Below are 21963 nucleotides of genomic sequence, written 5' to 3' on the forward strand. Positions count from 1 at the left end.
CAGTGCGGGATTTTATTTATTATTCAATCACCATCAAATTACAACCTCGCACATCCGAATGATCGAAACGTCCTAAGATTTCAAATTGATTGTGAGTTATTTTTTTACCTAAATCATCAGTTGCAATAAAACTAATCGAATTGTAATTTGCCAAATCAATCACATTCACGCCACCTGTTTTTCCCTCTTCAACATATTGGAAAGGATCTTCGGTTTCTCTGATCAAAATTCGCATCCAATTTGGCGATTTAAACGTCAAATCTCCTCGAGAATAACCTTGCGAAAGCAATTCCGTCATTCCATATTCCGAATGAATTTCATTTGTTCCGAAACCATTTTTCAAAATTGAATGCAATTCTTCGCGCGTAATTTCTTTCTTGCGACCTTTCATTCCGCCAGTTTCCATCACAATTGTGTGCTGCAAATTCATTTTATAATTTTCGACAAAATCTAATAAAGCAAACGAAACACCAATTAAGATAGCTTTTTTACCTGTTTTTTCGTGCGCAATAAGATTTTCGTACAATTCATCGTGATTATACAAATAGAAACCACTTTTATCGCTACCAGATTTCTCAATCCAATACTCCACCATATCAATCAAAGACGAACCTGTACGCTCCAAATACGAAGGCAAAAGCGCGAAAATAGTATAATCGGGAAGTGGACCATAAAATTGTTCGAAACATTTTTCTAAACTGTAATGATACAATGCCAAATCCGTTACCAAATGTTTACTTGTCGCCATTCCAGTTGTTCCCGAACTTGTAAAAACCTTTTCCACTTCACGATTTCCCGAAATCAATTTAAATTTCTTAAAAAACTGAATCGGTAAAAAAGGAATTTCGTTGGTGTGTTTTACAGTAGAATAATCAACGTTCAAGAAATTTAAGAAGTTTTTGTACACCTCATTTTCTTGCGCTTGATAACGGAAAACTTCCAATGCAACGTTTTGGAAATCTTCTTCGGATTGAATAGAAAAAATTTGCTTTGAATCAAACATTTTGCAAAATTACAAAATAGAGTAGAAGTGAGCGAAGTAATTATATTATTTTATAAATAAAACCGTCAATTCGAGTGAAATTCGTTTAGAATTTTGTGTCGAGAATAAGGTTTTAGAAGATAAAATTCATCTTAATTCTCGATACAATTTTTAGAAATATATTTCTAAAAATCACTCGAATTGACGAATTTTAATTCAAGACAAGTTATTATTTAAAATATTCATCAAAATGATGTTTGAATAAAGTTGACATCGTTTCAGATTCTAAACCATATAAAGTAATTTCAAATTCAAATACGTCATCAGAAATTTCAATTCCAGAAATAGAACTTCCCCAACTTTTTAATTCTTCTTTAAAATCATTATAATAAATTCTAAGATTTGGAATAATCGCTGTGTCTATCAATCTTTCTTTTTCAGAATCATAATTTATATGGATGTTATTTGCTAAACAATAATTTTTGAATAATAAATAAGGAGATTCAATATCTATAAAATTTATTTTGCCATAAACAACTCCCATCGGAACATCTGCAAATTCAAATTCTGTAGTTCCAATAATTTGTTCTTCAAGCTTTATTGTAAATGTAGTAGCCATGCAATAAATTTCTTTAAACTTACAAAAATCTACTGATTTTTTAGCTTAACAATTGTTGCATTGGCTTTGTAAAGATGATCGCCAAGAATTTCGTAATTCTGAATTAGATCTTTGTAGAAAAGCGCACTTGTAGTCAAAAGTTTCTCTTTTTCGATCGTCTTCATTAAATTTGCTTCGGCTTCTTTGTAAATTGTATTAATCGTTTTTTCGATAAACTCCGCTTGTTTGATAGAAACTTCTTCTTGTGTTTCGTTCAAATTTTGATTTAGAATACGCGTTGTTTGATCCAAATTATTTTGAAATTCGACCAAATACGTTCTCATTTTTGGTGTAAAATAACTATTTGTCATTCTACGACGACGATGAATAGAAGAAATCTTAATCGCAATATCGCCCACACTTTCCAGATGATGACAAAGTGTAATTAGTTGATGAATCGCAATTGTATTTTCGTTTGGTAAATCTAAATCAGCAATTTCATTCAAAAATTCATTGACTTCTCTCTCCAATTGATCACCTTCTTTTTCCAGTTCCAAAATTCGTTCACGAAAAACCAAAATCTTTTCTTCATCACTTTCAGTAATCATTCGCCCAAGCGTATAAATCGTTTGTTTCGTTGTAGAAGCGAGTTTCAGAAGTTTTTTGTTGGCTTCATTTTTATATAGGTCAGAATTTGTTCCGAATGGAATTGCATAAAATTCTAATTTATTGTCTGCTGATTTTACAGAGAAATATTTTTTCTGACAATAGAAAGCTATTTTATTGATAAAAGGCGTAAACAAAATGACCCCGACGAAATTACTAATAGTATCAAAAGTAATCAGTTGAACAGCGATATTTGATGAAATTGTTGTTCCAATAAATTTTAAAACAAAATTTGCAATCAACATAAAAATCAACGCAATTACAATATTGAAAAATGTATGAAATGCTGCGACAACTTTCGTGTATTTATCTCCAATTGCGGCAACTAAATGCGCTGTAAAAGTTGTTCCTATATTTGCTCCCAAAACAATCATTGCAGCTAATTCGATAGGTAAACCTTTGCTCGCTAATAAAATTGCAATCGTAATTGATGCTGATGAAAAGTGGACTAAAACCGTTAGTAATATTCCAAATAGAATAAATAACAAATTAGTCAAAAAACCATAATGCGATAATTGCTGAAAGAATTCTTGTAACTTCTGATGACTTTCGATAGAAGGTAAAAAAGTTTTCAGGAAATAAAGCGAAAGAAAAAGTAAGGAAAGCGAAAATAAAATTCCACCTACTTTTCTTTGGTTACGTTTTTTCGATAAATAAAATGGAAAAGCCACCAGTATAAGAGGCAATGCAATTTGTACCAAATCGAATTTCATTCCGAAATAGACCAACCACAATGTAAGCGTAGTTCCGATATTTGCGCCTAATATTAAGCCAAATGCTTTTCGCAAATTAATCAATCCAGCATTTACAAATCCCAATATAAACACACTCGCAGCCGAGGAAGATTGTATAGCTGTTGTAAAAAAAGTACCTGTAACAATTGTCGATAAATTGTTTTTGGTTAATTTGTTTAGAGTGCGTTTAAAATTCGATCCAGATAACGCTTGTAAATTTTCGCTTAATAGTTTTATCGCAAAAATGAACAAAGCAATTGCTCCGAAAAGTTGCAAAATTTGTATGATAAGATGCATTAATGATTAATTGACTACAAAAATAGGGACTCTAATGTAAATAGAATATTATCTTTTTTACTTTTATTGAAAAAAAGTTTAATCTTTTTTTGAATTCTAAAATTCTGATTTTCAAAATTGAAGTAAATTTTTAGAAAAAACTTCTACTTTTTTTTGAAAAAACATTTGCGAGATTCGAAAAACTGCCCTAATATTGCACCACGAAAAAGGAACAATACTTCTTTCGAGAAATGAATATCCTGTTTTCAATTTGAAATATACAAATAATAATATTTTTGCCGATGTAGCTCAGCTGGCTAGAGCAGCTGATTTGTAATCAGCAGGTCGTGGGTTCGAGTCCCTCTATCGGCTCAGCAAAAATATAGGTCGGGGAGATACTCAAGCGGCCAACGAGGACGGACTGTAAATCCGTTGGGTAACCTTCGCAGGTTCGAATCCTGCTCTCCCCACTAAAAAGCCGATGTAGCTCAGCTGGCTAGAGCAGCTGATTTGTAATCAGCAGGTCGTGGGTTCGAGTCCCTCTATCGGCTCCAAAAAAGTTTATATTTTACTTTTAAAACAAAAATAAAAAATCGCCGATGTAGCTCAGCTGGCTAGAGCAGCTGATTTGTAATCAGCAGGTCGTGGGTTCGAGTCCCTCTATCGGCTCTTCTTTTTTGAAGAATACTTTATTATTAGGCGGGGAGATACTCAAGCGGCCAACGAGGACGGACTGTAAATCCGTTGGGTAACCTTCGCAGGTTCGAATCCTGCTCTCCCCACAATCCATTTTAAATATTTGGAAAGCAAATCATCAAATCTTTTGATGATTTTTTTTATTAATGTGTGCATCATAAAAAAAGCCCTTTTTAAAGGACTTTTTACTTGATGATGTTCTTAATAATCTCTATTGAATATACATTCGAAATTTTTTCTATAAAACTATTAAAATCTAATGTAGAATGATCGTCGGCATCGTCTGATATTGTTCTGATGATGATAAAAGGAATATCAAATTCGTAACAAACTTGTGCTACTGCAGCGCCTTCCATCTCGACACAAAGTATTTCAGGCAAGTTTTGTTGTAATTTTTTTTTCTGAGAATTTGTCGAGAAAAATAAATCTCCAGAACCTATTAAGCCAACATGTAGTTGAGGTTGATGAATATTAAATTTATCCAAATCTTTTTCAGAAATCACATTATGTAAATGTTGTTCTTCTAAAATTTCTAAAATAGCTGTTGTCGCAACTTCTAATTGAGAAGAATCAGCCTCAAAATAAGCTTTTCCTAACATTGGGATTTCGTAAGCAGGAAAAAGAGGTTGTGCATTCATATCATGTTGAATCAAACTTTGTCCTAACACAATATCTCCAATTTTTACATCAGCATGAATTCCACCTGCAACACCTGTAAAAATCAATTCAGAAACTTTAAATTCAAGGATTAAAGTTGTAACCGTAGCAGAAGCAGCAACTTTGCCAACACGAGAATAAACGACCACAACTTTTTGATTGTTTAATTCTCCAGTAAAATAACTTCTTCGGCCAATTTTATGTTCTTTCTTGTTTGTTAATAAGTTGACTACACCGTTTATTTCTTGCGGTATAGCGCCCATTATTCCTATTATTCTTTCGCTCATTTTTTTCAATTTGAAAGCGAAGTTACCAATTTATTTTCTGTATTTGTAAACCGAACAATAAATCTCATAAATTAAGATAAATGGCAAACAAATGATAATCAAACATGTATTTAGAAGATTTTTTATCATGTTACAAAAGTAGACTTTTTTCAGAATATGTTAAAAATCAATTGTGAATTAGTCTTGGCTTGTTGTATTTTTGTAGCATAAAAGTTTGAAATGAAAAAATTATCTATAGCGATTATATGCTGTGCATCAGTAATGCTGATGAATTGTACGAATAAAACAGAAGAAAAACCAGTTGAACAACCTGCTAAATCTGCTGTTACAGTGGAAGAACCAACGGAAATTGTAGAGGGTGTAATTAGAAAATCTGGAGTTGAGTGGACGGCTTATAAAACAACAGAAAAAGTGGCTGTTTCAGGACGTTTTGATGTTGTTTTGGTGAAAGACGCAAAAGAAGATGGAAAAACGCCTCAAGAAGTTTTAGAAGGTGCAAATATTATAGCGACAGTTGCTACATTAAATTCTGATCAAATTGATCGTGATCAAAAATTGAAAGATATTTTGTTTGGAAATATGATTAATACAAGCGAAATCAAAGGTCAATTACATTTCAGAGATGGTAAAACTTTCTTGAATTTAACGTTGAATAATGCTTCTAAAGAATACGAAGTAAAATCAACGTTTGAGAACAATGTTTTTTCAATTGAAACAGATGTTGATTTGATGGATTTTAACACAGGAAAAGCAATAGAAGCTCTTAATCAAGCTTGTTTAGAATTACACAAAGGTGCAGATGGCGTTTCTAAAACATGGAGCGAAGTACACATCAAAGGTCAAGTAGAATTTAGCGATAGTTTCGGTAAATAATTCAAAAAATAAATAATTAATTTTAAGGCTACAATTTTTTGTAGTCTTAATTTTTATAAATAAATCAGTAAAAAATGAATTGGGTAATTTTACTAATTGCAGGATTGTGCGAAGTCGGTTTCGCATCATGTCTTGGAAAAGCAAAAGAAGCAACCGGAAATGACACGTATTTATGGTATGGTGGTTTTTTATTTTTCTTAACGGTGAGCATGGTTTTGTTGGTAAAAGCAACGCAAACATTACCAATCGGAACGGCTTATGCAGTTTGGACAGGAATTGGAGCAGTCGGAACAGTTTTAGTAGGAATTTTTATTTTTAAAGAACCAGCAAGTTTTTGGCGCGTTTTCTTCTTAACGACTTTAATTTGCTCTATTATTGGGTTAAAATTTGTGTCAAATTAACTGAAATTAAAGTGTTGATTTATGGAGAATTTTAATGTTTTTGATCAAGAGGAATTTATTCAGCAAACTGTTGAAAATAAACGTTTGAAAAAAGATTTGATTAAGACGATTTTTATTCAGCATGGTTATTTAATTATTTCTCAAAATGACCAAGAAATTAAACTAAAACAACACGATGTTTTCTTCCCAGAACCTAATAAATCTTACCAAATAATTTCAAAATCATCTGATTTAGAATTGTTGAGTTTAGTTTTAACCAAAAAGATTTTAGATACATCGATTATCGATTTGAGTGGTTATGAATACAACCAATTTTTTGGTGAAGGTAGAATCAATAATTATCATTTCAATGAAATAGAATTTTCTGCTTTAATCGAACTTTTATTGCAATTGAAGTTGCGTTTGCAAGAGAAATTGACCAAATTCGTACGCTATTTACAGTTCAATTTATTTTATGCGATTGTTTACACAACGTTTAGCGAACTTTCGAAACAACAAACAATTATTGTAAGAAAAGGAACGCGAAAAGATGATATTGTAAAGCGTTTTTTGAATGATTTAAATAAGAGTTATACAGAAAACAGAGATGCAAAATATTATGCAGATAAATTGAATATTACAGTACGATATTTAACTGAATGTTGCAAATCAATAACAGGTAGAACGACAAAAGAATTAATCAGTTCTGTTGTGATTCGTGAATCGAAAGTATTGTTGAGTGAAACAACTAAAACAATCTCTGAAATTTCGAATGAGTTAAACTTTTCTGACCAATATTCATTCGGAAATTTTTTCAAAAAACATCTAAAAATTAGTCCAACTCAATTTAGAAAAAGTTTACAATAACTTCCGTTTTGGACATCTTTAGGCTACTTTTCAAACTTTTTTTTATCTCGATTTTTATCATCTTTGTTACTATCAAAAGGGTCACTATAATTTTATAGTAAAACAGAGGTGTTTTTTGATGGCGAAAGCTAACAAAAGTGAGTAGAGTATTACTAAAAGTTTATATCACCTCTGTTTTTTCTAAAATAATGTTTTTAAAATTAATAGTTCCGAAAAAGTTTAAAATAGTTCTAAGTTTACTGATATTTGAAAAGAAGTAATCCAAAAACCTAAAATGATTATTTTGACCATTTGACAAAAAACAAAAAGAGAACCTAAAAAATTAAGTTCTCTTTTTCTATATTTTATAGATATTTAAGTGGAAAATCACCTTTTATTGAAAGGTGATTTTTTTATGCTTTAAATAATTCATTCAAGTTTACTCCACCGAAGTTTCCTGAACTCATCATCAAAAATACTTTATCTTTTTTATCTAAACTTTCGATATAATCTTGCAATTGTTCACCATTTGTAAATACCAAAATAGAATCATCTCCAAAGGCTTTTTTGATATCTTCTGCAGAAATCATTTCCATACGTTTTATTTCTAATGCTTCTGGGCTATACATTACAATTTTGATATCAGTTTTGTCTAAAGCACCTTTGTATTGCACCAAAAACTCAGGATTCAAAGACGAATAGGTGTGGATTTCTAAACATCCTACAACTGTTTTATCTGTATATTGTTCTTTTACTGCATTCGTAACTGAAGTTACTTTACTTGGCGCATGGGCAAAATCTTTATACGCAACAAAATCAGAAGTACGATTAATTAATTCCAAACGTTTAGATGCTCCTTTGAATGATTGAATTGCTTCGTTGAAATCATCATCCATTACACCTAATTGTTTACAAATTGCACGAGCACCTTCTAAATTCATCAAGTTATGATTACCAAAGACTTCTAACGGAATTGGTCCATCTTCTGTTTCGATAAAAGTGATTCCATTTTCGATAAAATGTTCTGGTAAATGATAAGGGAATTTCTTGATTGCTTTCTCCGTTTCTTCTACCACTTTAACAACTTCTTCGTCTGTTTCGTTGTAAATTAAAGCACCTCCATTCACGATAGATTCTACGAATTTTGAGAATTGAGAAGTGTAATCTGCAAACGTTGGAAAAACATTGATATGATCCCAAGCAATACCTGAAATCAACGCAATATTTGGTTGATACAACAAGAATTTTGAACGACGATCTAAGGCAGATGATAAATATTCATCACCTTCCATAATCATAAATTCGTTGTCTTCTGTCAATTTTACCATCACATCAAAACCATCCAATTGCGCACCAACCATATAATCAACATCGATATTATGATAATGCAAAACGTGAAGAATCATTGATGTAATTGTCGTTTTTCCATGCGAACCACCAATTACAACACGCGTTTTATCTTTTGATTGTTCGTACAAATATTCTGGATATGAATAGATTTTTAAACCTAATTCTTGAGCACGTAACATTTCAGGATTATCAGCGTGAGCATGCATTCCCAAAATCACAGCATCTAAATCTGTTGTAATTTTTTCTGGAAACCAACCCATTTCTTCTGGTAAAATTCTACGTTGGTCCAAACGTGTTTTCGAAGGTTCGAAAATTGCGTCGTCAGAACCTGTTACTTGATATCCTTTTTCGTGCAAAGCAATCGCCAAATTGTGCATTGCACTTCCACCAATTGCAATAAAATGAACTTTTTTCATTTTGTATGTTGTATTCTTTTAGTCTTTTTTATTTTCTTCGTCGTAGCCCATTTCTTCGAAATCATCAAACTCTTCGTCGTCTTCATTCAAATAATCATCCAATGATTTTTCACTATTTTCAGCAAGAATTTCGTCCATTGGTCGAACTTTATTAAATTCTGGTGCTTGCTCAATTGCATTCATAATTTTTTTCATGATTGCATCACTCGAATCATTTTCATAATCGATTTCCAAAGGCTCTTTGAATGTCATTGTCGCATTAATTCCACGTTTTTTAATACGCAAACCTTTTTTATCAAAAGCTCTACGAAAACCATCAATTACAACTGGAATTACAATTGGTTTATTTTTCTTGATTAAATGTGCAGTTCCACGACGACCAGGTGCAAACGCAGTTGTAGTCCCTTGCGGAAATGTTACTACCCAACCACTTTGCAACGCAATATCAATATTGTTAATTTCGCTTAAATCTACTTTTCTATTTACATTTTCTCCTTTTGCACGCCACGTTCTTTTTACGGTAACCGCTCCTGTGTAGGCGAATAATTTCGTCAAAAGATTATCTTTCATTGTTTCTTCAGCGGCAACGTAATAAAAGTCAATCTTAGGATTAAGTAAATAAATTGGATTTTTGATGGTATCAATAAAACCATTTTTTACACTACAAAATACATGATACATCGCGAAAACATCAGCAAAATAAGTTTGATGATTCGAAACGAATAATACATTTTGAGCTGGCAAATGAACCAAGTTTTTTGTACCGCTAACTTTTAATTTATTAAAACCATTGTAACGGTTATAAGTAAATGATCCTAATAAGAAAATTAACGTCCTTTTTAGGAAATATAAATGTCCAAATGAATCGCGAAATGCGTTCTTTTTCTTTGCTTTTTGAGACACGAGTTCTTAATTGTTTAAGTTACAAATTTAATACGATTTTTAGATAATCTTTAAATTCTTCTAAAATCATTGCCGTTGCGCCCCAAAGAAATTCATCATCACCAATGTTATAACCAGGAATTTCGACAACTTGACCAGAAAATTCTCTCTCAAAAACTTCGTAATCAGCATTCAAAAAAGCTTCCAAATTTAATGGAACAACGTATTGTACTTCGCGCTCATCTGGATTGAAATGTGGTTCTCCATGATAAATTCCGATGTAAGGATAAACCAAGAAATTACTTGGCGGAATATACATTTCGCTCAATTGTCTTACAATCTCAATGTTTTCGTACTCTACACCAAGTTCTTCCATAGTTTCGCGAATAGCAGTTTCGTCAAAACTAATATCTTGTTCTTCAAATTGTCCACCTGGCAAAGAAAACTGATGCGAATGCGCTCCTTCGTAAGAAACACGCATGGTTACTGGGAATTCAACTTCTCCATCTTCGTTTTGATACAATAAAATCATCACAGACGCACTTCTAGGATTGGTACGTTTTACATATTCTAAATCAAATTTTTGACGATATGGAGGTGAAAGCTTTTGGTGTGATTCCCAACTTGGCAATTCTTCAACACTTTCAGCTAATAAATATTTTAATTCTTCTAAATCTAAATACAAAATGGATTGATTTTTAGGGTAATAAAAAAGAGTGAAATTTTTCCTCACTCTTTTTCAAAGATAATTATTTTCGTTGAAGAAAATTCAACCTTTTCGGTAAGGTTTATTAATTATTTAACTTTTAAGATTTAGCTTAAATATTTCCCATTGTTTGAATGAAAAATTGAATATTTTTGAAATTTAACATTATAAGTTTTAACTTCGTTAGGTCTAAAAATTATAAAAATGTTTAATAAAAAACTTTTTTACGGAATGATGGTTGGATCGTCAATCCTAACCACTTCTTGTAGCGAAAAGTCAACAAATAGTATGTGGAACGATAAAAATCCTTTTTTTGAAGTGAGCACTTTGCCTTATCAAACTGCTGATTTTTCGAAAATTAAAAACGAAGATTTCAAACCTGCTTTGTTGCAAGGAATGACTGAACAATTAGTCGAAATCAATAAAATTGCGAATAATTCTGAAGCACCAACTTTCGAAAATACATTAGTTGAGATGGAAAAATCGGGTCAATTATTAACACGAGTTAATCATGTTTTTGGATTATTGACTGGAGCAAATACAAACGAAACGTTGCAAGCAGTTGAGGAGGAAATGTCGCCTAAATTTGCGGCTCATAGCGATGCCATTTATTTGAATGATAAATTATTTCAACGTGTAAAAACTTTACATGACAATAAAAAATCATTGAATTTAGATAAAGAGTCATCTCGTTTGTTAGATGTATATTATCAACGATTTGAATTGGCTGGCGCAAATTTATCTGCTGCACAAAAAGATGAATTGAAAAAATTGAATGGAGAAATCGCTTCTTTAGAAACTAAATTCTCCAATCAATTATTAAAAGGAACAAAATCTGGTGGCGTTACTTTTACGAAAGAAGAATTAGCTGGTTTGAGTAATGCTGATTTAGAGGCTTTCAAACAAGCTGATGGTACATATTTAATCAGTTTATTGAATACAACGCAACAACCTGAATTACAAAATATGACCAATGCAGTTTCAAGAAAAAAATTATTTGATGCAGCTTGGATTAGAACAGAGAAAAAAGACGAAAATGATACACGTTATACAATTTTAACTTTGGTTAAAAAACGTGCGGAGAAAGCTAAATTATTAGGTTTTGCAAATTATGCAGAATGGAATTTGCAAGATCAAATGGCGCAAAATCCTACAGCAGCAAAAGGAATTTTAAATCAAATGATTCCGGCAGCAACTGCAATGGCACAAAAAGATGCAAAAGAATTTGAAGCCTTAGCGAAGAAAGAAAATCCAGCAAATACATTAACAGCTGCGGATTGGAACTATTATGCGGAGAAAGTTCGTAAAGAGAAATATGATATCGACGAAAATGAAATGAAACCTTATTTCGTTTTAGATTCAGTTGTAGAGAATGGAATTTTCTTTATGGCGAAAGAATTGTACGGAATTTCATTCAAAAAACGTACAGATATACCAACTTGGCATGAAGATGTAAAAGTGTACGAATTGTTTAATGAAGATGGTTCGCAATTGGGATTATTTTATACAGATTATTTCAAAAGAGATTCTAAACAAGGGGGAGCTTGGATGAGTAATATCGTGGAGCAATCGCACTTATTTGGCACAAAACCTGTTATTTATAATGTCGGAAACTACACAAAACCTGCAAATGGTCAACCTGCATTGATTTCGTATGATGATGTGGTAACAACTTTCCACGAATTTGGACATGCATTGCACGGTTTCTTTGCGAATCAAAAATATCCAACTTTATCTGGAACAAATGTTTCAAGAGATTTTGTAGAGTTTCCATCTCAATTTCACGAGCATTATGTAACGGAGCCATCTATCCTAAAAAATTATGCAAAGCATTATCAAACAGGAGCTGCGATTCCTGATGTGTTGGTAGAAAAAATGAAAAAAGCATCTAACTTTAACAAAGGTTATACGTTAACAGAATTACTTTCTGCTGCGGCTTTAGATTTATCTTGGCACACTGTTTCTGTCGATAAAACAATCACAAGCGTAGACGATTTTGAGAAACAAGCCTTAATTGATAATAAAACAAATTTACCACAAGTTCCGCCTCGTTACCGTTCTTCTTATTTTAGCCATATTTTTGGTGGAGGATATGCAGCGGGATATTTTGCATATATCTGGGCAGAAATGTTAGACCATGATGCCTACGAATGGACAATAGAAAATGGAGGAATGTCACGTAAAAATGGTCAAATTTTGAGAGATAAAGTATTTTCTCAAGGGAATTCGGATGATTTGAATGTGATTTACAAAAATTTTAGAGGTAAAAATCCTTCAATTGAACCAATGTTGAAATACCACGGATTGAAATAATTATTCTAAAATATTAACAACTTAAAAATCCAAGACATAGTTCTTGGATTTTTTTCGTTTTATGAATAAATTTGCAACTATTAAAACAAGTATAAATGGGAAGAGCATTTGAATTTAGAAAAGGACGTAAATTAAAACGTTGGGCAGCAATGTCTAAAGCGTTTACTAAAATTGGGAAGGATATCGTAATGGCAGTAAAAGCAGGAGGACCTGATCCGCATTCAAATTCTCATCTTCGCGCGGTAATTCAGAATGCGAAGGCTGTAAATATGCCTAAAGATAATATCGAACGCGCAATCAAAAAAGCATCTGATAAAAATACAGAAAACTATAAGGAAGTTATTTTTGAAGGTTATGGACCTCACGGAATTGCCGTTTTAGTTGAAACTTCTACAAATAACAACAATCGTACAGTAGCTAACGTTCGTTCTTATTTCAGTAAATGTAATGGACAATTAGGAACGCAAGGTTCTGTTGAATTTATGTTTGATCATATCTGTAATTTCAAGATTCAAAAACCTGAAAATCTAGATTTAGAGGAATTAGAATTTGAAATGATTGACTTTGGAGTAGAGGAGATTTTTGAGGATGAAGATGGAATTGTATTAATTGCACCTTTTGAGAATTACGGAACAATCTTCAAATCTTTGGAAGAAAGTGGATATGAAATTATTTCATCAGAATTTGAAAGAATTCCACAAACAACAAAAGAATTAACAGAAGAACAAAAAGCTGACATCGAAAAATTGTTAGAGAAATTTGATGAAGATGAGGACGTAAATAACGTTTATCATACGATGAAAGAAGACGAAGAAGAGGAAGAATAATCTTTTTTGAAAAGAATAATATGAAAACCGTTTAATTTATTTTAAACGGTTTTTTTTATCTTTAACTATAATTGAATTTTTGAGAATGATAAAAATTTTTACTTTACTTGGTTTGATATTGCAATTTCTTGCATTTTGGATGGCTGCGCCAGAAATTCTTGGAGCTGATTGGTTAAGTAAAACCGAAGAAATGATTCGGAAAGCAATTAATCAGTTGCCACAATTAATATTAGCTGTATTAGGAATGGCGATGGGAGTGATGTTTTATCATTCGATGAGTTCTTTTTTTGTATTTGTCGTTGTTATAATGATTATAATTTTATTATTGATTTTCTATAAAAAAGTAGAAAAGCTTTTGGACGAAAAAATCTCGAAACCATTGGTCAATAAATTAATCTTGAATGAAACTTTTCGTTTTACTTTATTGAAGTTTGCCGCTTTGTTTTTTACGCTTGGTTTCCTTATTCAGATAGCTTTGGTCGTTATTGTATAATTTTTTTTAAAATATTTATTTGATACTGAATAAACTATGTTTTTGTATTAAAAAAACTTTAAATTAAGGTTTGCAAATTCGAAAAAGCGTTCTATATTTGCACTCGCAATACCGCAGTAGACTGCGTTATTGGAGAGTTGGCAGAGTGGTCGAATGCGGCAGTCTTGAAAACTGTTGAGGGTCACACCTCCGGGGGTTCGAATCCCTCACTCTCCGCTGAAAGCTTGAACATTTGTTCAAGCTTTTTTTTGTTTTATAAAATTTTAATCAAAATAAAAGGCCAGATTAATCTGACCTTATAATAGAAGTATTTATTTTTCTAAATCTTTATATACTTTTCGAATAATTCCGTCCGAAAGTCCAATTTTCGGAACATGAATTTTCTTTGCATGCGACCATTTTAGTACATTACTATAAATTTCTAATGCATAAACCACTACATCAGCACGGTCGGGTTTCATATTGAAATTCTGCATACGTTCTTCAGCAGTCATCGTTTGTAAAATTTGATAATGTTTTTTGACATAAACACTACTCAAAGGCATTCCCAGTTTTACGCCTGAATATTTGTATACATGGTTAATATTTCCACCAGAACCAATTAATTCGACTTCATCATCACCAATGTTTTCGTGAATCCATTGTTTCATTTCGTTAAAAGTATTTGGTGAAACTTTATTTTCCAACAAACGTACAGTTCCTACTTCAAAAGATTTTGACGTAAAAACCTTATTATCTTTTAATAATGTTAATTCGGTACTACCACCACCAACATCTACATACAAATAGATTTTTTCGTCTTGTATAAAATCACCTAATTCTGTATTAAAAAGTAATTCAGCTTCGGTTTTTCCATCTATAATCTCGATGTTAATTCCAGATTTTTTAATCACCTTTTTTACAACATCTTTTCCATTTTTGGCTTCGCGCATGGCAGAAGTTGCATAAGCTTTATAGATTTCAATATCATAAACCTTCATCATCAATGCATAAGACAACATAGCATCGCAGATACGATCTATATTTGTTTCGGAAATTTGTCCATCAATAAAAACATCGTGTCCCAAACGAATAGGCATTCTCACAATACTGGTTTTATTAAAAATTGGCGCACGACCTTCTTCTTCGTAAACATAATTAATCAACAATCGCATGGCGTTAGATCCAATATCTATTGCTCCTAATTTTCTAATCTTCATTTTCTTGTTCGTTTAATTTTTTAAAATATTCGTAGGTCGTAAACTGAGAGCGGTTTGGTTTTTTATTGTTTCGTTTGTATTCTAAAGAAGATTCAGCCGTTATTTGGCGACCTTTTACGTTATCTTCAAAACTCAAATTAAACGTATCCATAACTATTTTTTTGAATTTATGATCGTAAATCGGACACGCTACTTCCACACGATTATCCAAATTACGTTCCATCATATCTGCAGAGGAAATATAAACTTTGTCATCGCCTGCATTTTTAAACCAATACACACGCGGATGTTCCAAAAATTTATCAATAACGCTGACACATTCAATATTTTCGGAAAGATTTTTAACTCCAGGAATCAAACAATTAATTCCACGCACAACCAAACGGACTTTTACTCCTTTTTGAGAAGCTTTATACAATAAATCAATGATTTGTTTATCGCTTAAACTGTTTAATTTCATGTTGATCTCCGCAGGTAAACCAGCTTGATGATTTTTGATTTCTCGTTTAATCATCTTGACAATTTTTTTACGTGTTCCATAAGGTGAAACCAATAAATGATTGTACGTTAAGTTCAAATAATTAGCTCCGAAAAATTTAAAAATCTGTTCAACATCCTTTGTTATTCCCGGATTGGTTGTGAAATACGTATAATCTGTATAAATTTTTGCTGTTCCTGCATGAAAATTTCCTGTGCTAATAAACACATATTTCTGCGCCAACATTCCTTCTGGTTTACGTTCGATATAACCAATTTTCGAATGTACTTTCAACCCCGGAACCCCAAAAATAACATTCACACCAGCTTCTTGCAATTTTTTCGACCACATCGCATTATTCGATTCATCAAATCGCGCACGAAGTTCCAAAACAGCTGTTACTTCTTTTCCATTCATCGCTGCGTTTATCAACGAATGCATCACTTGCGAATCCTTTGCAACACGATAAATTGTAATTTTTATTTTGGTTACTTTAGGATCAATTGCAGCTTCTCGAAGAAATTTTAACAACAAAGAATAATCGTGATAAGGCGCCATCATCATTTCCTCATTTTCCGTAAAAGCCTGAAAATAACTGTTATATTCAAAAGGTTTTTTCTGAATAATTGGTTTTATTTTTTCGTACGTTAAATTTGGAATGTCAAAGCTTGGAAAGCTCATCAAATCTCGTTTGTTGTGATATTTTCCTCCCGGATTGATACTATCATATTCATCTAATCGTAATTTTTTCAAGAAAAATTTCAACGTATCTGGTGCAATTTCAGCATCATAAACTAATCGGACAGGAACACCTTTTTTACGATTTTCTAAACTATTGATGACTTTTTCTAATAAACTATGTTCTAAATCGTTATCAAAATCAAGTTCGCTATCTCGTGTAATTTTGATGGAATGTGCTTCAATTGTTTCGAAATCAAACATTTTGAAAATATCTTTCAAATGAAAACGAATAATGTCTTCCAAATACATGACATACGTATTTTGATCATACTTTGGAAGCACAATAAAACGCGAAAATAAATGCGTTGGAACAATCAAAAGTGCATATTGAACTTTGTCTTTTAATTGCATTTTCACCGCTAAATAGAACGATCCATCGCGTAAAGGCGGTGCTTTTTTAATATCATCTAAAATAAAAACTCCAACCGTATGAATAAATTCGTTGTAAAAATATTCGGAAATAAATTCTAAATAATTCTCAGGAATCGATGTATCATCTATCACAAAAATATTGTGATTCTCTAATTCTTTGAATAATTGATTATGCAAATCATCGTACTGGACTCGCTGCTGACGCACAATTTCATTGATTTCATCGATCAATTCTTCGTCCGTTTGATCTGGTACAATATTTTGATAAACAATTTCTACATCTTTGAACTGTATCGAGCGCAAAATTGTAGAATATCGAACCGAATAAAATTCATCTAAATTGTTCGAATAAATTCCTAAAAAACGAATTCGTTCTAACAACGGAACTGTTTCGTCAGAAGCCTCTTGCAACACGCGCGCATTGAAAGAAAGCCAACTGATTTCGCGGTTTATATATTTTTTCATTTAATTTCTTTAGGTAAAATTATTTTTATAGTTTTTCCTTTTTGAATCGATTTCCAATTATCAGAATCAAACTGTATCCAGACAAATCCAGAAGTCGAAAGATTGTAAATCATTTCATTTCCTAACTGATTGGTAATATCTGTAAACGCAGGATTATGTCCAAAAATAAGAACATTTTGCAATTCATTATCCAAATTTCTAATCCATTTGTCTAATAAATAATGCGAAAAAGTATACAAATCATCTTCGATATGAATGGTTTGATTAGGAAATAAAATAGGTTTGACAAGTAGAGAAGTTTCTTTTGCTCGAACTGCTTTGCTCGAAAATATTTGATCAAATTTCAATTCAAAATTTTGATGAATATAATTTGCTACTTTCTTCGTTTTGAATTCACCAATCTCTGTGATAGAACGAAATTGATCTGAAACATTTTCGTTCCATTTACTTTTTGCATGACGCATTAAAAACAAATTTTTCATAACGCAACGAGTTTAAAAAGAAAAAGTAGTTAAATCTAATCATTATCTAATGAAAAGACTTAACTACTGTTGTATTTTTTTTAGGATTATTTTCTAAAGATTACTTTCGTAATTCTTAAAATCATTTTTTACCCAATCTGGCAATTCCATCGATTTTTTCTCTTCCATATCGTACATTACTTGTGTACTTTTTCCGATACAATGAATAACATCTTCACCATTTTCGCTTTTACTTGTGACAATATATTCAAAATCGAAACTCTTATTTCCTAATTTTGTAACTCGTACACCAATACGAGGTTCTATCGCATTTGGACGTAATTCTTTTTGGTAACTCGCTTCCATATGTGCAATGACAAACATGTGTCGCGTCCATTGCCATTTTTTGCTCGAAGCCATCATATAATAGGCTCTACCGATCTGGAAATACTCGAAATAAAATACATTATTTACATGACCAATTGGATCAAAATCGCTCCAACGTGGTTCTAAAGGTTTAAAGAATTTAAAGTTTTCTATACTCATTTTTAATTGGTTTTTAATAATAATTAATCTTCAGGATTTGGATCAATAAATTCGTATTTGTACAATTTGACTAACCAAAAGAATACTGAAAATAAGATAGGTCCAAATATAATTCCGATAAATCCGAATAGATTTAAACCAACGATTACTCCAAAAATAGTAATTAATGGATGAACATCTGCCATTTTTTTTTGTAAAACTAAACGGATTAAATTATCTGAAAGCCCAACAATTACAAAGCAATAAATTAATAATCCAACCGCTGATCCAGTTTCACCTTTTGCAAGTAAAAATAGTCCAAGAGGTACATAAATAAGTGCGGCACCAACGACAGGCAACATTGCAGCAAAAATGGTTAAAATAAACCAAGTAAACGCATCATCTACACCAAATATAAGATATCCAATGTAGGCAATTATTGCTTGTAGAAAGGCTGTTAATGGCATTCCGACAGCATTTGAAATAACTAAATCTTTCAAATCTTTGTTCATTTTGACTAAATTACTTGTTTTAAGCGGAATTGTTCTGTAAAACCAATTTTCAAGTTTTTGATGGTTCATCAACATAAAATACAAAATAAGGAAAGCAACACCCAACTGAACTGTCATATCCATTGAAGCATTCAGTGTTTTTTCTAATAATTTACCTCCAACTTGTGTTATTTTTTCAATGTTTGTTGCACTAAACACATCGATATGAAATTTGGTTTGCAACATTTGAATAATTTTATTGACATCTGTTTTAATTTGAGCTGTGTCATTTAATAGCACCATTACTTTATTCGTTAACATTTGAATTAATAAATAAAGAGGTCCAATAATCAAAATCGCGCTACTAATCATTAAGATAATTACACTTGCTAATTTGTTCCATTTTTTTACTTTTACTAGCCATTGCAAAGGATTTAAAAGCAAAACATACAAACACAAAGCACCGAGAAGTCCAGGGAAAAATGCTAAAAGATTTTTGGTAATTAATCCAAAAACTAAAAGTATTATTGCAATAAATGCTAACTGTAACAAGACATTGTTAGAAAGATAGTGTTTATTAGAGTTCATAGGTAATTTATTTGTTTAATAACAGTTGTTGATATTTCGTTATCAAATTCAATGCTAAAAATAGTTAATTTCTATAAACTTTTCTATTTTTAGACGTTGAATAAAATTTTACACATGAAAAAAATAGTCGGTTTAATCTTATCAGTTTTGACAATCTCTACATATGCACAAACGAAACAAGACAAAGTTGTTTTGGTAATTCATGGTGGTGCTGGTACAATTCTGAAAAAAAATATGACACCCGAAAAGGAAAAAGCGTACCGAGATGCTTTAGCTGAATCTTTGACAAAAGGTTATGAAGTCATCAAACAAGGTGGCGAAAGTGAAAATGCAGTGATAGAAGCCATAAAAGTAATGGAAAATTCACCTTTGTTTAATGCAGGAAAAGGAGCGGTTTTTACGCATGAAGGTAAAAATGAATTAGACGCTTCGTTGATGATTGGAAATACAATGCAAGCAGGTGCTGTGGCTGGAGTTACAACGATTAAAAATCCAATTTTAGCAGCAAAAGCTGTTTTACAAAATTCTGCTCATGTGATGATGGTTGGAAAAGGAGCAGAAGAATTTGCTCAAACTCAAGGTTTAGAAATTGTTGATCCAAGTTATTTTAAAACTGAGGAACGCTTGAATTCTCTTCAAAAAGTTTTGGAAAAGGATAAAGAAAAAATGGAATTAGACCATGATGCTAAAACACAAGCGTATGTTCCATTCAATTTTGTTGACGAAAAATTTGGTACTGTAGGCGCAGTTGCTTTGGATAATAAAGGTCATATCTCGGCAGGAACTTCGACTGGTGGAATGACAAATAAACGTTTTGGTCGAGTAGGCGATTCGCCAATTATTGGTGCTGGAACGTATGCAAATAGCGAAGTTGGTGTTTCGAGTACGGGTTGGGGCGAATATTTTATAAAAGCTGTTGCGGCATATGATGTTGCGGCTTTGATGAATTACAAGAAACTTTCTTCGAAAAAAGCTGGTGAAGAAGTTATTAAGAAAATTGGTGATTTAGGAGGCGATGGCGGAATGATTATTTTAGATAAAAATGGTCAAGCAAGTTTTCCTTTTAACACTGCCGGAATGTATCGCGGAAGTATTACACAATCAGGTAAGATAACTATCGAAATTTATCAATAAATTTGGAACACATTTTAAAATAAAGATATACAATACATGATAAAACAAATTTTACTTACAGCCACTGTTGTTCTTGCAAATTTTGCAACAGCGCAAGTAACCTCTATGATTAATGATAAAAATGTAGATGCTTCGACAAAAGTATATGGAATGGCTCCTTTAAGCGATGAAACAAAGGCTTATGAGAAGTTTAATTTTATGTTAGAAAATGCTGCGGCTATACAATTAGGAAAACCAATTTTGGAGTATGGATATCAATCATCTACTTTTCAAGCACAAGATAATGGAGTAATGATTTATATGGTAAAAGATAAGAAAATTGTCGATCAATGGTTGGTAAATCCTGCCTTCTACAATGTTTTTCATGACGGAATTCCGTATTCTTATGATACCGATAAATTAGCTGTTCTTGCTGATAAATATCCGTTGATTTATAAAGAAGAAAAACGTCAATATAAAACTGAAAAAGAATACCAAAAACAGCGTCCAGCCTTGTTTGCTGATCCTTATAATTTGATTATTACAGAACCAGATTTTACATACGAAGGATATTTTGATGTGCAATTTCCACAAAACGAACAATTCAAAAATTCTGAAGCTGCTATAGCTTATTTAAAACCAATTGTAGAGAAATTGACAAAAAAGAAATTTGATATTAATTATACAATTACTGAAAAAAATATTTTAGATCGTACACAATTTACAATAACAGTTGCAGGAGAAGAAAATATCTACAAAAAAATAAAATTAGATAATCTGCAAAAAGGAGATTGGCAATCATTAAGTTATGAAGCTTCGATTTTCCGAAAAGCGAATTAATAGAAAGAAAAGGTTTTTGAAATAATCAAGAACCTTTTTTTTATCCACAAAGATTCGTAATTTGACTTTTTAACCCAAAGAAATATGAATTCTAACTTCTATAAAATATTACAACACTCAAAAGAAAATCAATCAATTATTGCCGTTTACAATGATCCAGAAGGAGACAATTTTTGGGCTGGATATATTTTAGATTTTAATGACGAATTTTTTACGATGCAACACATTTCGAAATATGGTAAAAAAGATGGAATTTTAATCGAACCTTATTTCAAAATTAGTCGAATAGATGTTGATGATTACTGCAAATGTCTCAATTATTTGAAAGAACATCACACTGATTTGGATCAAGAAAATCCAATTACATTTAATGCAACAACAGAAGAAAATTGGGTTCGTCAAATTTTAGGCGAAATAAATGATCAAACCGAATATGTATCACGTATTCAATTAAATAACAATAGTCGTTTTGCAGGTTTTATTCGAAATTTAACTGAAGATGATTTCGAGTTAAAATGTATTGGTTCGGAAGGAACGGACGAAGGCTCTTTGTATTTTCAGGTTGATGATGTTTCGTCGATTCGTGTCAATGATTTAGAAGCTCGCAGAAGATTATTTTTTTATAATTATCGTCGTTCTATCGACTTTTTTGATGAATAATCGAGAGATATTAAATAAAAAAATCCAACTCAAAACGAGTTGGATTTT

General features: G+C 31.7%; 21 protein-coding genes and 6 tRNA genes. 15 read left to right on the forward strand and 12 right to left on the reverse strand.

The window, feature by feature from the left end:
* Nucleotides 1–19 precede the first annotated feature (19 nt).
* The 3 genes from B4E59_RS13935 to B4E59_RS13945 all read right to left on the reverse strand — a co-directional run bounded on the left by B4E59_RS13935 (nucleotide 20) and on the right by B4E59_RS13945 (nucleotide 3277).
* Nucleotides 20–1003 carry a LuxE/PaaK family acyltransferase gene (locus B4E59_RS13935; RefSeq protein ID WP_286495957.1) on the reverse strand — a complete coding sequence of 328 codons (984 nt, stop codon included), beginning with the start codon at nucleotides 1001–1003 and terminating at the stop codon, nucleotides 20–22.
* Between the two features lie 208 nt (nucleotides 1004–1211).
* Nucleotides 1212–1601, reverse strand: a complete 390-nt coding sequence (locus tag B4E59_RS13940) for a hypothetical protein (protein ID WP_115001331.1) — start codon at nucleotides 1599–1601, stop codon at nucleotides 1212–1214.
* A gap of 29 nt (nucleotides 1602–1630) precedes the next feature.
* Complete coding sequence (locus B4E59_RS13945) at nucleotides 1631–3277, reverse strand: Na/Pi cotransporter family protein (protein WP_219034760.1); 1647 nt, start codon at nucleotides 3275–3277, stop codon at nucleotides 1631–1633.
* Nucleotides 3278–3554: 277 nt separating this feature from the next.
* On the opposite strand from B4E59_RS13945, the gene B4E59_RS13950 reads away from it, so the two are divergent.
* The 5 genes from B4E59_RS13950 (at nucleotide 3555) to B4E59_RS13970 (ending at nucleotide 4038) form a co-directional block, all read left to right on the forward strand.
* Nucleotides 3555–3628: transfer RNA gene (locus B4E59_RS13950), tRNA-Thr, on the forward strand.
* Between the two features lie 17 nt (nucleotides 3629–3645).
* A tRNA-Tyr gene (locus tag B4E59_RS13955) sits at nucleotides 3646–3726 on the forward strand.
* Nucleotides 3727–3733: 7 nt separating this feature from the next.
* Nucleotides 3734–3810 (forward strand) — tRNA-Thr (locus B4E59_RS13960).
* Nucleotides 3811–3851: 41 nt separating this feature from the next.
* Nucleotides 3852–3925, forward strand: a tRNA-Thr gene (locus B4E59_RS13965).
* Nucleotides 3926–3957: 32 nt separating this feature from the next.
* Nucleotides 3958–4038: transfer RNA gene (locus B4E59_RS13970), tRNA-Tyr, on the forward strand.
* 99 nt (nucleotides 4039–4137) lie between these two features.
* Here B4E59_RS13970 and B4E59_RS13975 read toward each other — a convergent pair.
* The gene (locus B4E59_RS13975) at nucleotides 4138–4896 is read right to left on the reverse strand and encodes a 5'-methylthioadenosine/adenosylhomocysteine nucleosidase (RefSeq protein ID WP_291053569.1); all 759 of its coding nucleotides are present in this window, start codon (nucleotides 4894–4896) and stop codon (nucleotides 4138–4140) included.
* A gap of 219 nt (nucleotides 4897–5115) precedes the next feature.
* Here B4E59_RS13975 and B4E59_RS13980 point away from each other — a divergent pair, with 219 nt between their 5' ends.
* The 3 genes from B4E59_RS13980 (at nucleotide 5116) to B4E59_RS13990 (ending at nucleotide 7016) form a co-directional block, all read left to right on the forward strand.
* Complete coding sequence (locus B4E59_RS13980; RefSeq protein ID WP_219034762.1) at nucleotides 5116–5769, forward strand: hypothetical protein; 654 nt, start codon at nucleotides 5116–5118, stop codon at nucleotides 5767–5769.
* Nucleotides 5770–5843: 74 nt separating this feature from the next.
* Entirely contained in the window at nucleotides 5844–6170 is a 327-nt protein-coding gene (locus B4E59_RS13985; RefSeq protein ID WP_038334569.1) for a DMT family transporter, read from the forward strand.
* A gap of 21 nt (nucleotides 6171–6191) precedes the next feature.
* Nucleotides 6192–7016 carry a helix-turn-helix domain-containing protein gene (locus B4E59_RS13990; protein WP_291046460.1) on the forward strand — a complete coding sequence of 275 codons (825 nt, stop codon included), beginning with the start codon at nucleotides 6192–6194 and terminating at the stop codon, nucleotides 7014–7016.
* Nucleotides 7017–7408: 392 nt separating this feature from the next.
* On the opposite strand, the gene B4E59_RS13995 is transcribed toward B4E59_RS13990, so the two are convergent.
* Genes B4E59_RS13995 through B4E59_RS14005 form a run of 3 tightly spaced genes read right to left on the reverse strand, consistent with a single transcriptional unit; the run spans nucleotide 7409 to nucleotide 10328 of the window.
* Nucleotides 7409–8761, reverse strand: a complete 1353-nt coding sequence (locus B4E59_RS13995) for a UDP-N-acetylmuramate--L-alanine ligase (RefSeq protein WP_291046456.1) — start codon at nucleotides 8759–8761, stop codon at nucleotides 7409–7411.
* A gap of 18 nt (nucleotides 8762–8779) precedes the next feature.
* Entirely contained in the window at nucleotides 8780–9664 is an 885-nt protein-coding gene (locus tag B4E59_RS14000; protein ID WP_038334575.1) for a lysophospholipid acyltransferase family protein, read from the reverse strand.
* Between the two features lie 19 nt (nucleotides 9665–9683).
* Nucleotides 9684–10328, reverse strand: a complete 645-nt coding sequence (locus B4E59_RS14005) for an NUDIX hydrolase (RefSeq protein ID WP_115001319.1) — start codon at nucleotides 10326–10328, stop codon at nucleotides 9684–9686.
* Between the two features lie 225 nt (nucleotides 10329–10553).
* Between B4E59_RS14005 and B4E59_RS14010 the strand changes: the two genes are divergently transcribed.
* From B4E59_RS14010 to B4E59_RS14025, 4 genes are all read left to right on the forward strand, one after another.
* The gene (locus B4E59_RS14010) at nucleotides 10554–12662 is read left to right on the forward strand and encodes a M3 family metallopeptidase (RefSeq protein ID WP_291053574.1); all 2109 of its coding nucleotides are present in this window, start codon (nucleotides 10554–10556) and stop codon (nucleotides 12660–12662) included.
* A gap of 95 nt (nucleotides 12663–12757) precedes the next feature.
* Nucleotides 12758–13489 carry a YebC/PmpR family DNA-binding transcriptional regulator gene (locus tag B4E59_RS14015; RefSeq protein WP_219034768.1) on the forward strand — a complete coding sequence of 244 codons (732 nt, stop codon included), beginning with the start codon at nucleotides 12758–12760 and terminating at the stop codon, nucleotides 13487–13489.
* 85 nt (nucleotides 13490–13574) lie between these two features.
* Nucleotides 13575–13982: a hypothetical protein gene (locus B4E59_RS14020; RefSeq protein WP_219034769.1), complete on the forward strand. Its 408-nt coding sequence runs from the start codon at nucleotides 13575–13577 to the stop codon at nucleotides 13980–13982.
* 131 nt (nucleotides 13983–14113) lie between these two features.
* A tRNA-Ser gene (locus tag B4E59_RS14025) sits at nucleotides 14114–14198 on the forward strand.
* Nucleotides 14199–14293: 95 nt separating this feature from the next.
* Here B4E59_RS14025 and B4E59_RS14030 read toward each other — a convergent pair.
* The 5 genes from B4E59_RS14030 to B4E59_RS14050 all read right to left on the reverse strand — a co-directional run bounded on the left by B4E59_RS14030 (nucleotide 14294) and on the right by B4E59_RS14050 (nucleotide 19302).
* Nucleotides 14294–15181: a Ppx/GppA phosphatase family protein gene (locus tag B4E59_RS14030; RefSeq protein WP_219034770.1), complete on the reverse strand. Its 888-nt coding sequence runs from the start codon at nucleotides 15179–15181 to the stop codon at nucleotides 14294–14296.
* Nucleotides 15171–17237, reverse strand: coding sequence for a polyphosphate kinase 1 (gene ppk1 / locus B4E59_RS14035; protein ID WP_219034771.1), 2067 nt, complete (start codon nucleotides 17235–17237; stop codon nucleotides 15171–15173). The genes B4E59_RS14030 and ppk1 overlap by 11 nt, the downstream gene beginning before the upstream one ends.
* Nucleotides 17234–17719: a SixA phosphatase family protein gene (locus B4E59_RS14040; protein ID WP_038336593.1), complete on the reverse strand. Its 486-nt coding sequence runs from the start codon at nucleotides 17717–17719 to the stop codon at nucleotides 17234–17236. Before B4E59_RS14040 ends, ppk1 begins: the two co-directional genes overlap by 4 nt.
* A gap of 93 nt (nucleotides 17720–17812) precedes the next feature.
* Complete coding sequence (locus tag B4E59_RS14045; RefSeq protein ID WP_291053577.1) at nucleotides 17813–18244, reverse strand: acyl-CoA thioesterase; 432 nt, start codon at nucleotides 18242–18244, stop codon at nucleotides 17813–17815.
* Between the two features lie 23 nt (nucleotides 18245–18267).
* Nucleotides 18268–19302 (reverse strand): AI-2E family transporter, encoded by a 1035-nt coding sequence (locus B4E59_RS14050; RefSeq protein ID WP_260509614.1) that lies wholly within the window; start codon nucleotides 19300–19302, stop codon nucleotides 18268–18270.
* 114 nt (nucleotides 19303–19416) lie between these two features.
* On the opposite strand from B4E59_RS14050, the gene B4E59_RS14055 reads away from it, so the two are divergent.
* The 3 genes from B4E59_RS14055 to B4E59_RS14065 all read left to right on the forward strand — a co-directional run bounded on the left by B4E59_RS14055 (nucleotide 19417) and on the right by B4E59_RS14065 (nucleotide 21915).
* The gene (locus B4E59_RS14055) at nucleotides 19417–20436 is read left to right on the forward strand and encodes an isoaspartyl peptidase/L-asparaginase family protein (protein ID WP_286495944.1); all 1020 of its coding nucleotides are present in this window, start codon (nucleotides 19417–19419) and stop codon (nucleotides 20434–20436) included.
* 36 nt (nucleotides 20437–20472) lie between these two features.
* Complete coding sequence (locus B4E59_RS14060) at nucleotides 20473–21255, forward strand: hypothetical protein (RefSeq protein WP_280049999.1); 783 nt, start codon at nucleotides 20473–20475, stop codon at nucleotides 21253–21255.
* Between the two features lie 84 nt (nucleotides 21256–21339).
* Entirely contained in the window at nucleotides 21340–21915 is a 576-nt protein-coding gene (locus B4E59_RS14065) for a hypothetical protein (RefSeq protein WP_221856134.1), read from the forward strand.
* Nucleotides 21916–21963: the final 48 nt, after the last annotated feature.

The organism is Empedobacter sp. UBA2044 (assembly GCF_002333005.1).
Taxonomy (GTDB): Bacteria; Bacteroidota; Bacteroidia; order Flavobacteriales; family Weeksellaceae; genus Empedobacter; species Empedobacter falsenii_B.